This is a genomic window from Binatus sp. (SeqCode), assembly GCF_035272065.1.
In the GTDB taxonomy this organism is placed as follows: Bacteria; Desulfobacterota; Binatia; order Binatales; family Binataceae; genus Binatus.
In genome coordinates this window covers 12498-26356 of record NZ_DATEQZ010000036.1, presented here as the reverse complement: position 1 = coordinate 26356, position 13859 = coordinate 12498, and the positions used below count along the sequence as shown (strand labels likewise).

Sequence of the window (13859 nt, the reverse complement as noted above, 5' to 3'; positions counted from 1 at the left end):
TTTCGAGAGTGTGACGGTAAAGTTTCCATTGACCGAATGGTTAGCCGGATTTTCGAGACGCAAGGATTACGGCGGCTCGAATCAGCGGGCATTGGGCGGATTTTCGTGGCTACGGGCGACGACAGGAGTAAGGCGGGGAGTCAGAGCGGAGATATGGGCGTATCGCAGATCAAAGTGGGTATCGCAGGGCCGCGCGCACAGTCGCAGGATTCGCGCGACGAGATCCTGAAGGCCGCGATGCAGCTGTTCGCCAATCGCGGCTTCCATGAGACGTCGATGTCTGAAGTGGCGCGCGAGGCGCGCGTCAGCAAGGCGCTGATTTTCTGGCATTTCAAGACCAAAGAAGAGCTGTTCGTCGCAGTGCTGAACCGTCTGCTCGAGCCGTACTTTATCGACTTCGCCGAAGAAGCGGCGGCGATGGACGAACGCCAGCAGATTCTTAAGCTGGTCGAGTCGTACTTGTCTTTCGTGCGCGACAACGCCAGCTCGGTGCGTTTTTTTCTGGCGCAGATGCTCCACGATCAGAAGTTGTCCGAGGGTCTCAACGAGCAGGTGCTGAAGCTCTACAGCGGATATCGCGCGATGCTGGTCGAGCTGATCTCGAGTGCGCAGCAGAAGGGAATCTGCGTGCGGCGGACGTCGCCGGAATCGGCAGCGGCGTTCCTGTTGTCGGCGCTGAACGGATTGCTGATCGAATATTTGTTCATGGGTGCGAACGCGATCGACCCCGAAGGGGCGGTGGCGATGGTGGGCGAGTGGTTGTTCGGTCCGTCGGGGACATCTTCATCGGAGGGCGGCGGCGCGCCGTCCGCCTGACTTTTTTCTTCAACACGATCCAGGAGAACGCACAGGCATGCGCATTCCGCTGAGACAAATGATCGACTTGGGCCGCTACATGCGCGCGAAGAAGCGGGCGGGTGAAAAATATTTTCCACTGGTGCTGATGCTCGAACCGCTGCATGCGTGCAACCTCGCGTGTATCGGATGCGGGCGAATCGTCGAGTACAAGGACACGATTCGCGACATGATGCCGCTCGACGAGGCTCTGCATTCTGCCGAAGAAGCCGGCGCGCCGATCGTGTCGATCTGCGGCGGCGAGCCGCTGATGTACAAGCATATCGCGGCGCTGACGCGGGGACTGATCGAGGATCAAAAGCGTCACGTGATGATCTGCACGAACGCGATCCTGCTCGAGCGATTCGTCAAGCAGGTGCCACCTAGTCCCTATCTCAGCTTCAACCTGCACCTGGACGGGATGCGCGAGACCAACGATCGCGTGTTGTCCAGGGAGGGGCATTTCGACATCGTCGTCAAGATGATCAAGATGCTGAAGGAGAAGGGCTACCGCGTGCAGACCAACACCACGGTCTTCCGCGAGACCAGCGGCCAGGAACTCGAGGACATGGTCAAGTACCTGACGAACCTTGGGGTCGATGGCATGCTGCTCAGTCCCGGCTATCATTACCAGGTGCTGCAGAACGACGACGAGTATCTGAAGAAGGAAGAGATGCCGGCGAAGTTCTTCAAGGTTCGCGACATGGCGAACGACTACAAGATAATCAACACGCCGATTTACCTCGACTACTTGGTCGGCAAACGTGAGATGCAGTGCAGTCCGTGGACGACGGTCACGCGCAATCCGCGGGGGTGGAAGGGGCCCTGCTACCTCATCACCAACGGGCACTACAAGACGCTCGACGAGATGCATGCGGCGACAGATTGGGAGTACTATCGAACCAAGCAGGATTTCCGCTGCCGCGACTGCAAGCTGCATTCGGGGTTCGAGGGGACGGTGGCGCTCGAGTTCGGCCAGAATCTGAAGGACTCGTGGCGGATGGTGCGGCACTACGTCGCTTGAGAAATCGCGGCCAACTCGTGAACCCTCTCACACCGAGGGAATCTTCGCGCGCGAAAAATTCAGGTTTTCAGAGCAGCGTCACCCGCATCTGGATAAGAGACGAGACGTGTTCGACTTGCACAGCTATTTGAAAGAGCGCGCGCAACTGATTGAGCGGGCGCTTAGGCAAAGCGTCGGGGAACCTACGGGCTCCGCGGCGCGCTTGTATGAGGCGATGCGCTACTCGCTGCTGGCGGGCGGCAAGCGGCTGCGGCCGGTACTCGCGCTCGCGTCGTGCGAGGCGGTCGGCGGCAAGGTCGACGCCGCGATGGGGCTGGCGTGCGCGGTCGAGATGATTCACACCTACTCGCTGATTCACGACGACCTGCCGTGCATGGACGACGATGATATCCGCCGCGGGTGCCCGACCAATCACAAGGTTTACGGCGAAGCGATCGCAACGCTCGCGGGTGACGCGCTGCTGACGGACGCATTCAAGGTTCTCGCGTTGTCGGCGGACAGGAGCGCGTCACCGGCGCTCGTGCTCGAGACAGTTGCGGAGCTGGCGGCCGCGGCGGGCTCCAGCGGGATGGTCGCGGGGCAGGTGATCGATCTGCTCGGCGAGGGCAAGTCGAAGACGGTCGAGGAACTCGAAGAGCTGCACGGCAAAAAGACCGGCGCATTGTTTCTGGCGTCGGTGCGCGGCGGCGCGCGTCTCGGCGGCGCGAGCGCGTCGCAGATCGAGTCGCTCGACGCGTACGCGCGCGCTCTCGGGCTGGCGTTCCAGGTCGTCGATGATTTGCTCGACGTTCAAGGCACGCCCGAGCAGATGGGTAAGCGCACGCAAAAAGACTTCGAGCGCGGTAAGGCGACCTATCCGGCGATTCTTGGAATCGAGCGCTCCATGGATTTGGCGCGCGAGCTCGAAACGCGGGCGCATCGCGCGCTGCAACGATTCGGCGATCGCGCCGACGCTCTGCGGCATATCGCGACATTCGTCGTGGAGCGCAAGCTGTGAGCGCGCTCGAAGCATCCGCGAAAATCGCGCGGACGCATTCGCGCCAGGCCGTGCTGGTCGAGCCGGGGCGCCTCGAGTTGCGTAACTACGTCGCGCCGCATCCCGGACCCGGCGAGTTGCTGATTCAAATTCGTTGCGCGCTGAGTTGTGGCACCGATCTGAAAACATTTCGGCGCGGACATCCGGTGTGGAAGCTTCCGATGCCGTTCGGCCACGAGTTTTCCGGCGTCGTGATGGAAGCGGGCGAGGGTGTGACCGCGTTCAAGGCCGGCGACGAGATCATGGCGGCGCCGACCGCGCCGTGCGGAATTTGTTTTTACTGCCAGCACGGGCAGGAAAATCTTTGCGACGATGCGCTCGGGCGGATGGTGCACGGCGGTTACGCCGACCTGCTGCTGCTGCCGGCGCATGTTGTCGCGCGCAACACCTTTATCAAGCCTGCGGATCTGCCGTTCGAGGAAGCCGCGCTGCTCGAACCGCTCTCGTGCGTGGTGCATGCGCAGGAGATGGCGCGCCCGGAAAAAAACGAAACCGTCGTAATCATCGGCGGCGGCGCGTTCGGGCTGCTGCACATGCTCGTCCTGAAGGCGGCCGGCGTGCGCGAAGTGGTGGTCGTCGGGCGGGGGATTAAGCGCCTGAAGTGGGCGGAGGACTTGGGCGCGGACCGGGTCATCGATGCGGCCAGCGTCGACGCTGCCTCGGAAATCGCGCGGCTTAACGGCGGCTTCGGTCCCGACCTCGTGATCGAATGCACCGGGCATGTCGAAGGATGGCAGGATGCGTTCGCGCGGGTGCGGCGCGGAGGGCGGGTGGTTTTCTTTGGCGGATGTCCGTCGGGCACGGCGCTGAGCGTCGATACGCGGCGGATGCATTACGACAATCTGACGTTGATGGCGCCGTTTCATTTTCGTCCGCGTGACGTGCGTCGCGCCTACGAATTGCTGGCGGGGCGCGCATTGAATGCGGGCGCGCTCGTCAACGCGCGCATGCGGCTGGGCGATTTGGCCGAAGTGTTCAAGATGCTCGAGCGCGGCGCGGTTTTGAAGTGCGCCGTGATTCCATGAAGGATGAAATATGAGTCAGGCTGTTGAAATTGGAAACACGGCAATCGCGATGTCGCCGCACGACGAGTTCGTCGCGAAGATTGACTACACCGTCGATCGCGCCCAGCGCGCGCTGCTCGCGCTGCAAAAGCCCGAGGGCTACTGGCACGCGCCGCTCGAGGCCAACGCCGAGATGAACGCGGAGTTCATCATCTTCAACCATTTTATGGACACGGTTGACGTCGAAACCGAGGCGCGCCTGAAGAAGTATCTGCTCGACACGCAGAGTCCCGACGGGAGTTGGGCGCTTTACCAGGGCGGCGAGGGGTATCTCTCGACGACGATCGAAAGTTATTTTGCGCTCAAGCTCACCGGTATGCGCGCAGGCGACGAGCCGCTGGCGGCCGCCCGGCGTTGGATTCTGTCGAAGGGCGGAATCGTGAACTGCGGCACGCTGGCGCGATTTTACCTGGCCTCGATGGGGCAGATCACCTGGGACGCCACGGCCGCACTGCCGGTCGAAATCTCACTCTTCCCGAACTGGTTCCCATTCAACATTTACGAGCTTGGTTCGTGGGCGCGCGGAACGCTGATGGGACTGATGATGCTGCAGGCGGCGCGTCCCGAAAAAAAGATCGATTACCAGCGCGGAGTGCTCGAGCTGTACATCGAGCCGCCGCATTTCACGAAGTTCAAGCAGCCGCGCGGAAAAAAATTGTTGTCGCTGCGCAGTGCGCTGAACCTCGCCGACAAGGCTCTGCGCTTCTACGATCGGCACAAAATAAAATCTCTACGCGCCCGCGCGCTGCGCCACACGGAAGAATGGCTCCTCGATCATCAGGAGGCCAACGGCTCGTGGGGTGGAATCGAGCCATGCTACCTGCTGAGCGCGATGGCTCTGAAAGCCAACGGCTACCGCAACGACCATCCAGTACTGAAGCGGGCGATCGAGGCCTCGCAGGAACTGATTTGGCACTTCGGCGACTACGATTTGTATATGCCGTGCGTGTCGGTCAACTGGGACACCGGCCTCGCGGCGCGCGCGTTGCTGGACTCAGGATTGCCGGGCGACCATCCCGCGATGAAGCAGACCTCGCAGTGGCTCATCGATCACCAGATTTTCAAGAAGGGCGATTGGTCGGTGAAGCGGCCCGCCCTCGAGCCGGGCGGATGGGCATTCGAGTTTTACAACGACTGCTATCCCGACGTGGACGATTCGGCAGTGATCCTGTCGATAATGGCCGACTCAAAGGCCGATGATGCTGCGGCCAGGGAGCGCGCAATTCGCACCGGCGCGAACTGGGTGATGGGAATGCAATCGAAGGACGGAGGCTTCGCCGCGTTCGACGCTGACAACGATTCGACGTGGCTCAATCATTTGCCGCTCGCGGACGTTGAAGCGGTGACCGATCCGTCGTGTCCCGATCTCACCGGGCGCGTGCTCGAGATGATGGGCGCGGTCGGCTACCGCACCGAGCATCCGGTGGCGAAACGCGCGATGGAATGGCTTAAGAAGAATCAGTCGCCGGCGGGCGGATGGTGGGGACGCTGGGGCATCAATTATATCTACGGCACATTTTCGGCGCTCTCGGGCCTGCGCGCGATCGGTGTCGATATCAACGAGCCATGGATCAAGCGCGCGGTCGCGTGGCTCAAGTCGAAGCAGAATCCCGACGGCGGATGGGGCGAAAGCCCGCTGTCGGACAAGGATCCTGCGTGGCACGGTCGCGGAACCAGCACCGCATCGCAAACGGCGTGGGCGCTGATCGCCTTGATCGCGGGCGAAGAAGGAATCAGCGAAAATGCGATGCACGGCGCGCAATGGCTCTCAGAACGCCAGAACGACGAGGACGCGTGGGACGAGCGGGAATCGACCGGCAACGGATTTCCAAATCACTTTTATCTTCGCTACCACATGTACCCGCATTACTTTCCGCTGATGGCGTTGGGGCGATTCCGAAAGCGGCTGGCGGAGACGGCGCCGCACTGAGCTGTTTGCGATGAAGGCGATTACAATTCTCGGCTCGACCGGCTCGGTCGGCGTTACGACGCTGGACGTGGTCGGGCGATTCAGCGACCGGTTTCGCGTCGTCGCAATGGCGGCGGGACGCAATCTCGATCTGCTGACGGAGCAGGTGAAGCGCTTTCATCCCGAACTCGTGTCGGTGGCGACGCCCGAACTCGCGCGCGATCTTGCGACGCGCCTCGGCGCGCAGCGCATTACGATTGTGCACGGACTCGAAGGCGCGATCGCCGTGGCAACGCATCCCGAAGCGAAGCTCGTGATGTCGGCGCTGGTCGGTGCGATGGGCTTGCAGCCGACGCTCGCCGCCATCAAGACCGGCAAGGACATCGCGTTCGCCAACAAGGAAGTGCTGGTCATCGCGGGCGAGCTGATCACGGCGGCGGTGCGCGAGAATCGCGTGCGGCTGCTGCCGGTGGACAGTGAACACAACGCGGTCTTTCAATGCCTGGAAGGACGCGGGCGCGACTCGTTGAAGCGGATAATTTTAACCGCGTCGGGTGGCCCGTTTCGCGAACTGCCGGCCGATCGTTTTGAATCGATCACTGTCGAGCAGGCGCTGAAGCATCCGACCTGGGTGATGGGCAGCAAGATTACGATCGATTCCGCGACGCTGATGAACAAAGGGCTCGAGGTGATCGAGGCGCGCTGGCTGTTCGATCTCAAGGCGGCCGAAGTCTCAGTGGTGATTCATCCGCAGAGCGTGATCCACTCGATGGTCGAAATGATCGACGGCTCGGTTATCGCGGAGATGGCGATTCCGGACATGGCGATTCCAGTCGCGTACGCACTCGCCTATCCGGAGCGGCTGCCGATGACGCATCTGAAGCCGCTGTCGCTGGCGGAAAATTCGCGGCTGACGTTTGAAGAGCCCGACCTGCGGCGCTTCCCGTGTCTGCGGCTGGCGTACGAGGCGCTCGCCGCCGGGAACACGATGACCGCGTGCCTCAACGCCGCCAACGAGGAATTGGTCGCGGGCTTTTTGGTGGGACGCGTGCGCTTCTTGGACATCCCGCGGCACATCGAGGCGGTGATGAATAGGCATCACAACTCCGCGGCGCGCACGATCGAGGATCTCCTCGAGACCGACGGATGGGCGCGAGCCGCGGCGCGCGAACTTGTCGGAGCGCGGCCGGTCGCAGCCTGAGACGATGGCAAGCGCGCAGGCCAACGTGCAGGGCGGAGCGGCGCCGTACGAATCGGGTGCGGTGCGTGACGCGTCGATACCGGCGGGAACCTTCGACGTCGCGAGCGCTTACGAATTCTGCGCGCGGATGGCGAAGTCGCACTACGAAAATTTCACCGTCGCCTCGTGGCTGATGCCGCGCGCGATGCGCCCGCACATGTACGCGATTTATGCGTACGCGCGAATGGCCGACGATTTTGCCGACGAGCATCACGACCTCGCGATGCTCGACGATTGGGAGCGCGAGCTCGATCTGGCTTACGCCGGCACCCCGCGACATCCCATATTTATCGCGCTCGCCGACACGGTGCGCCGCTTCGAGATTCCGCGCGAGCCGTTCAAGGATCTGCTGACGGCGTTTCGCTCCGACGTGAACTTCAAAGGCTTCGACACGCTCGACGATCTGCTCGGTTACTCGCGCTACTCCGCGAATCCGGTCGGACGGCTGGTGCTCTATTTGTTCGGCTATCGCGACGCGGAACGGCAGCATCTGTCGGATTTGATTTGCAGCGGGCTGCAGCTCGCAAATTTCTGGCAGGACGTTGCGGTCGATCTCGACAAAGGACGAATTTATTTTCCGCGCCGCGACATGGAACGATTTGGAGTGACGCCGGCGGACCTCGCGGCGCATACGTCGTCGCGCGAGTTCATCGATCTGATGCGTCATGAAGCGGGGGTCGCGCGCGCGATGCTCGTCGAGGGCGGCGAACTGCACAAGAGCGTAGACAAGCGGCTGCGCCGCGACATCGTGATGTTCGCGGGCGGCGGGCTCGCGATTCTGCGCGCGATCGATCGCGTCAACTACGATGTGTTCCGGATGCGTCCGGAACTGGCGAAACTCGACTACCTGAAACTTGGATGGAGCGCGATCCGTGGCCGTCTTGAAGTCTGACCGCAGCGCCGCCGGCCTCGAAGAGGCGAGCGTCCGCAACGACGCGTCGCTCGATGCCGACTATGAACGGTGCGCTCAAGTCACGCGGCGCTCGCGGTCAAGCTTTTACTACGCGTTCATTTTGTTGCCGCCCGAACGGCGCCGCGCTCTCCACGCCGTCTATGCGTTCTGCCGTTTCATCGACGATATCGCCGACGACGAAGCGATTCGCGAGCCTGCGCTGCTGCTAGAGCGATGGCGCGAGGAACTCGACCGCGTCTATGCAGGCGCACCGACTCGCGCGCTCTCTCGTGCGCTCGCCGACAGCGCGCGGCGATTTAAAATCCCGCGCGAGTTGTTCGAGGAAATCATCAACGGCGTCGAGATGGATCTCTCGCGCAAGCGCTATCAGACCTGGGACGTGCTGCGGCCGTACTGCTATCGCGTCGCGTCGGCGCTCGGCCTCATCTGCATCGAGATATTCGGCTACCGCAATCCGTCGGCCAAGCTGTACGCGGAGAACCTGGGGCTGGCGCTTCAATTGACGAATATTCTGCGCGACGTGCGCGAGGACGCTGAGCGCGGACGAATTTATTTACCGTTGGAGGACCTCGCGCGATTCAACGTGAGCGAGGAGGAAATTCTCGGCGGCGTGTACTCGCCCAACTTCGTCAGGCTGATGGACTTCGAGGCTAGACGCGCGCGGGAGCTTTACGCGCTGGCGCAGAGCGAACTTGCGCCGGAAGATCGCGCAACCCTGCTGACGGCAGAGGCGATGCGGCTCATTTACGCCGCGCTGCTCGAGCGAATCATCAAGTCGAACTATCGCGTGCTCGACCGCCGCCACAGCCTGTCCGCACCGCACAAACTCTATCTGGTCGGACGCGCGTGGGCCGAGGGACGCTTCAGCGCCCTGCGCGGATAAAATGGCATCAGCAACGAAAGATGCCGTCGTGATCGGCGCCGGCTTCGCCGGACTGAGCGCCGCGGTCGCGCTCGCCGAGCGCGGCGTGCGGGTCACGGTGCTCGAAGGCAAACCCGCGCTCGGCGGGCGCGCATATTCGTTCGTTGACGCGGACACTGGCGATTTCGTCGACAACGGACAGCACGTCCTGATGGGTTGTTACACTGAGACGCTCGACTTTCTCGAGCGAATCGGCGCCCACGGCCAGTTGGTGTTTCGGGAGGATCTGGAAATCGAAATGCTCGCGGGTCCCGGCCAGAGCGCGGTTCTGAAAACGGCACGGCTGCCCGGCCCTCTGCACATGACGGCCGCGCTGCTCGGCTATCGGCATCTCAGTATGGCGGAGCGGATCAGCGTTATGTGCGGCGGACTTCGCCTGCTCGCGATGAAACGGTTCGGCGGCGGCGAACTGCGCAATCTCACTGTCGCGCAGCTTATGGACCGTCTCGGACAATCGGAACACGCGCGCCAATGTTTCTGGTACCCAATGTCGATCGCCACGCTCAATGACGTGCCGGAAGCATCGTCGGCGCAACTGTTGGCCGAGGTTCTCAAGCGCGCATTTTTTTCGCGCCGCCGCGACTCGGCGTTCGTTTATTCGCGCGTCGGGCTGAGCGACCTCTACTGTTCGGGCGCCAAACAATTGATCGAGCGCGCCGGCGGAACGGTCGTTTCGCATTCGATCGTCGAGATGCTGGAACTCGGCGCGCGCGGCCATGTCGCAAGCGTGCGGCTGCGCGACGGGCGTCGAATTGAGGCTTCGAATTTCATCAGCGCAGTGCCGGCGCCCCAGTTATTGCGGCTCCTCCCTGAAAACGCGGTGGCGGATCCATTTTTCTCGCGCTTAACGGGCCTTTCGAGCTCGCCCATCATCTGCGTCCACGTATGGCTCGATCGCGAAGTGACTAATTCACCGTTCATCGGCTTTATCGGCACTACTACTCAATGGCTATTCAACAAACGCCGGATATTCGCGCAACGCGGCGAGGCGCATCCGGGTTACTTGAGCTTCGTGATCAGCGGTGCGCGGAAGCTGGTGGATCGCAGTAACCAGGAAATCCTCGATATCGTGATCAACGATCTTCACGCGATGATACCCGCGTCGCGCACGGCCACCGTCGTGAAGTCACTGGTGCTCAAGGAGAAAAACGCCACGATGGCGCCGGACCTGCGGTCTCATCAGTTGCGTCCGACCGCGAACACGCCGATCGCCAATTTCTTTCTGGCCGGCGACTGGATACAGACAGAACTGCCGGCCACGATTGAGAGCGCCGTGATTTCCGGACGGGCCGCGGCCGGCGCCGTCATCGCACGGACCGCCGAATAGCTATTGGCTAATCGAATGACTACTAAGTTAGCGCTGGTCACGGGTGGAAACGGTTTCGTCGGATGCCACGTCGTGCGCGCGCTGCTCGCTCGTGGCGATCGCGTGCGAGTGCTCGCGCGCGAGAATGCGGATTTGAGCGCGCTCGTCGGTCTGCCGGTCGAGATCGTGTACGGCGATCTCCGATACTTCGATTCCGTCGCGCGCGCCGTGACCGGATGCAACGAGGTTTATCACGTTGCCGCCGACTACCGGCTGTGGCTGACCGATCCGGCGCCGATGTATGCGACCAACGTCGCGGGCACTGAGTACGTTATCCGGGCCGCAACCGACGCCGGAGTTTCGCGAATCGTTTACACCAGCACGGTTGGAGCTCTCGGGATTCCCCATCGGGGAGTGGGACGCGAGGACACACCGTCGTCGCTCGCTGATATGCCGGGTCATTACAAGCGATCGAAGTACATGGCCGAGCAGGCGGCGCTGGAGGCCGCGCGTGTAGGCGCGCCGGTGGTGATCGTGAATCCATCGACGCCCATCGGCGCGCTCGATCTCAAGCCGACTCCGACCGGCAGAATCATCGTGGACTTTCTGAATCGGCGGATGCCCGCATACGTGGAGACCGGGCTTAACATCGTCGGTGTTGCGGACGTCGCGCGCGGCCACCTGCTGGCGGCGGAGCGCGGCCGTGTCGGCGAGAAATATATTCTCGGCGGCGAAAATCTCACGCTCAAGGAATTTCTCGGGCGGCTCGCGGCGACTTCCGGGATGCCTGCGCCGAAGATGAGAATTCCCTACGCGGTGGCGTTCGGCTATGCGCTCGGTGCCGAAGCGTTTGCACGCACCGTCACGCGTCGCGCGCCGCGCGCCAGCCTGACCGAAGTGCGGATGGCGCGAAAGAAAATGTTCTTCGACTCGTCCAAGGCGCGCGCGGAACTTGGATACTCGCCGGGGCCGATCGAAGCGGCGATAGGGACAGCTATCGAATTTTTCAGCTCCAGAGGGCCGGCGAAGAGCGCCTCGTAAGCCTGGCGATGCATCTGCTGCTATCCACGATCGCGCTGCGCCCGTACGTTTTCATCTTCCTCGCTAGCTATTTGTTTATCGCGATCGTGAACTTCGGTCTGCGCACGACGCTTTTGTTCACGGTGCTTACCTACGCCGTGTCGCTGGCATGCGAGTGGTCGTCGGTCCACAACGGATTCCCGTTCGGCCTGTATCATTATATCGACGCCACTCGCACCCGCGAGATTTGGGTCTTCGGCGTTCCCTTCATGGACTCGCTGTCGTTCACGTTTCTCGCTTTCGCCAGCTACACGGTTGCGCTGTTGCTCAGTTCGCCACTGTATCGGCGGGGCGGTGACGTCCGAATTCTCGACACCTGGGAAATTCGCCGGGCGCCGCGAGTATGGTTGATGGCGGCGCTGTTCATGGTGATGGTTGATATGGTCGTCGATCCGCTGAGCGTGCTCGGCGACAGATGGTTCCTCGGCAAAGTATTCTGGTACGACCCGCCGGGACCGCACTTCGGCGTGCCGATCAGCAACTACTTGGGATGGTATTTCGTCGCGGCGATTACGATCGCGATTTTCCAGTGGCTCGACGCGACGCTCAATCGTGGTTCGACCAGGCCGGCGGGTCTCCTTCCCGCGATGCGCTCGCGCGCGCTACTCGGTCCGGCGCTCTACGCGGGAATCGTGACCTTCGGAATCACGATGCTGTTTCGAATCGGCGCGCCTAATATCGGATGGGCCGGCGTGTTCATTTACCTGCCGTTCGCGGTTCTCGCGATTCATATTCTGACTCGCCGCGAATCCTGGGGCGACGACGCGGCTATCGAGCGCCACCTCGCCGACTTTTCCTACGAGCGAGATCTTACAGTCTGGAAGCCATCGAGCGCACGCAAGCACGAGCTGCACCGCGCGACGGCCTAACGGCGCGCTTCCAAATCTTCGCCGAGTGTGGCAAGCGTCGGTCATCGAGCTACGACCACGCAGGCGAGGTGATTTAGCATGCTGCTCAAGGACAAGGTCGCTTTGATTACGGGTGCCGGTTCGGGAATCGGGCGTGCGAGCGCGATTCGGTTCGCGAATGAAGGCGCGAAGGTGATGGTCGCCGACGTGCGCGCGGAGACCGCGAGCAATACCGCGGCTGAGATCGAGAAGGCCGGCGGCGTCGCGAAATCCGTCTCAGTGGATGTGCGCGTCGGCGCTGAAGTCGAGCGCATGGTCAACGAAACGATCCGCGCATTCGGCCGCCTCGACATCCTGTTCAACAACGCCGGCGTCTTCGTGCCCAAAAACGTCGTGGACACGAGCGAGGAAGAGTGGGACTGGGTCGTGGACGTGTGTATGAAGGGCGTATTTTTCGGCTGCAAGTACGCGATCCCGCAAATGATCAAGCAGGGCGGCGGCGTGATCATCAACACCGCCAGCGGCGCGGGCATCGAGGGCGTGCCGAATCTCGGCGCCTATCAGGCGGCAAAGGGCGGCGTCGTGATCATGTCGAAGGGAATCGCGCTCGACTTCGCGCGCCACCAGATTCGATGCGTGTCGATTTGCCCCGGCGTCATCGAGACGCCGATCGCCGAGAATTGCAACACCGTTCCCGCCGGCGCGTCGCGGTTGGTGTGGGAGCGCACCGGCAACATGCATCCGCTGGGGCGCAATGGGAAGCCGGAAGAGGTTGGCGCGCTGGCTGCGTTCCTCGCGTCGGACGAGGCGGGGTTTATCACTGGCATCGCGGTCCCAATTGACGGCGGCTTCAGCGCGGGCGCTTTCGCTCCGCCGGCGCGGGAGCACGCTTAGCGGCGGGATGAACCTTGTCCTCGTGCGCGATTGCCGTGAGTGCGTCCGCGATCGAAGCCGCTGCGCGCGAGAGGTTTCGCATCATCCGCGGCAGCTTGAGCATCGTCGCCGGATTGCGGATCAGATACGAGGTCGCGGTGAGCGGCCGCACATTGCCGTCCTCATCTGCCATCTCGGCCCCAAAGATTTCGTCGTCAACTTCGTCAAGCACAGCGCGAATCGCGACGAAGGGAAGTCCGCGCGCGGCGGCTTCCGCGGCTATCGCGCCTGTTTCCATGTCCACCGCGATCGCGCCGGTGCTTTCCTTGGCGCGGCGTTTCTCGGCGCCCGTCGCGAGCACCTGATGCGATGTCAATATCGCGCCGCTCGAGTAGGCAATCCCCGCGCTCGCAAGCGAGCGCCCGACCGCGCGGATGTGCGCATCACCCACCACCGCCACTTGTTCGGTCATCTGCCCGTCGGCATGAATCGTCAGCACGCGATCGGCGAGGACGAGATCGCCCGGCTTCAGTCCGCTCGAAAGTGCACCAACGACGCCGGTTCCGATCGCCAACTGTGCTCCGGGTATCAGATCGAACGCGCGCCGCGCGGCTTCGGTTGCGCGGCGGTGTCCGATTCCGTGTCCGACCACGGCAAACTCCTTGCCGCCGATCTCTGCGCGGAAGCCATGCAAGCCGTCGAGGGCGAGCTGCGTGCGATTGCGCAGCCGGCGCTTGAACGGCGCGATCTCTCGCGCGAACGCGTAAAAGAGAAGAATCAATTTCGTGATCTCACTCTGGCATTCCGCAA

At 62.4% G+C, this 13859-nt stretch carries 13 protein-coding genes; 12 read left to right on the top strand and 1 reads right to left on the bottom strand.

The window, feature by feature from the left end; genetic code table 11:
• The first annotated feature begins 105 nt into the window (after positions 1-105).
• From VJX68_RS06000 to VJX68_RS05945, 12 genes are all read left to right on the top strand, one after another.
• On the top strand, positions 106-816 hold the full coding sequence (locus tag VJX68_RS06000; RefSeq protein ID WP_324094757.1) for a TetR/AcrR family transcriptional regulator: 711 nt from the start codon (positions 106-108) through the stop codon (positions 814-816).
• A 37-nt stretch (positions 817-853) separates the two neighbouring features.
• Positions 854-1858 carry an adenosyl-hopene transferase HpnH gene (gene hpnH / locus VJX68_RS05995; protein ID WP_324094756.1) on the top strand — a complete coding sequence of 335 codons (1005 nt, stop codon included), beginning with the start codon at positions 854-856 and terminating at the stop codon, positions 1856-1858.
• A gap of 106 nt (positions 1859-1964) precedes the next feature.
• Positions 1965-2855, top strand: a complete 891-nt coding sequence (locus VJX68_RS05990; RefSeq protein WP_324094755.1) for a polyprenyl synthetase family protein — start codon at positions 1965-1967, stop codon at positions 2853-2855.
• Positions 2852-3919 (top strand): alcohol dehydrogenase catalytic domain-containing protein, encoded by a 1068-nt coding sequence (locus VJX68_RS05985; RefSeq protein WP_324094754.1) that lies wholly within the window; start codon positions 2852-2854, stop codon positions 3917-3919. Before VJX68_RS05990 ends, VJX68_RS05985 begins: the two co-directional genes overlap by 4 nt.
• A 10-nt stretch (positions 3920-3929) precedes the next feature.
• Positions 3930-5888, top strand: a complete 1959-nt coding sequence (gene shc, locus VJX68_RS05980) for a squalene--hopene cyclase (RefSeq protein WP_324094753.1) — start codon at positions 3930-3932, stop codon at positions 5886-5888.
• Positions 5889-5898: 10 nt separating this feature from the next.
• A complete protein-coding gene (locus tag VJX68_RS05975; RefSeq protein ID WP_324094752.1) occupies positions 5899-7068 on the top strand; it encodes a 1-deoxy-D-xylulose-5-phosphate reductoisomerase in 1170 nt (389 codons plus the stop codon).
• Positions 7069-7072: 4 nt separating this feature from the next.
• Positions 7073-7999 (top strand): squalene synthase HpnC, encoded by a 927-nt coding sequence (gene hpnC / locus VJX68_RS05970; RefSeq protein ID WP_324094751.1) that lies wholly within the window; start codon positions 7073-7075, stop codon positions 7997-7999.
• The gene (gene hpnD / locus VJX68_RS05965) at positions 7980-8903 is read left to right on the top strand and encodes a presqualene diphosphate synthase HpnD (RefSeq protein WP_324094750.1); all 924 of its coding nucleotides are present in this window, start codon (positions 7980-7982) and stop codon (positions 8901-8903) included. The genes hpnC and hpnD overlap by 20 nt, the downstream gene beginning before the upstream one ends.
• A 1-nt stretch (position 8904) precedes the next feature.
• On the top strand, positions 8905-10269 hold the full coding sequence (gene hpnE, locus VJX68_RS05960) for a hydroxysqualene dehydroxylase HpnE (RefSeq protein WP_324094749.1): 1365 nt from the start codon (positions 8905-8907) through the stop codon (positions 10267-10269).
• A gap of 15 nt (positions 10270-10284) precedes the next feature.
• Complete coding sequence (hpnA, locus tag VJX68_RS05955) at positions 10285-11289, top strand: hopanoid-associated sugar epimerase (protein WP_324094748.1); 1005 nt, start codon at positions 10285-10287, stop codon at positions 11287-11289.
• Between the two features lie 8 nt (positions 11290-11297).
• Entirely contained in the window at positions 11298-12197 is a 900-nt protein-coding gene (locus VJX68_RS05950) for a carotenoid biosynthesis protein (protein WP_324094747.1), read from the top strand.
• A gap of 78 nt (positions 12198-12275) precedes the next feature.
• The gene (locus tag VJX68_RS05945) at positions 12276-13070 is read left to right on the top strand and encodes an SDR family NAD(P)-dependent oxidoreductase (RefSeq protein ID WP_324094746.1); all 795 of its coding nucleotides are present in this window, start codon (positions 12276-12278) and stop codon (positions 13068-13070) included.
• Here VJX68_RS05945 and VJX68_RS05940 read toward each other — a convergent pair.
• Entirely contained in the window at positions 13027-13830 is an 804-nt protein-coding gene (locus VJX68_RS05940) for a phosphorylase family protein (protein ID WP_324094745.1), read from the bottom strand. The genes VJX68_RS05945 and VJX68_RS05940 overlap by 44 nt on opposite strands.
• Positions 13831-13859: the final 29 nt, after the last annotated feature.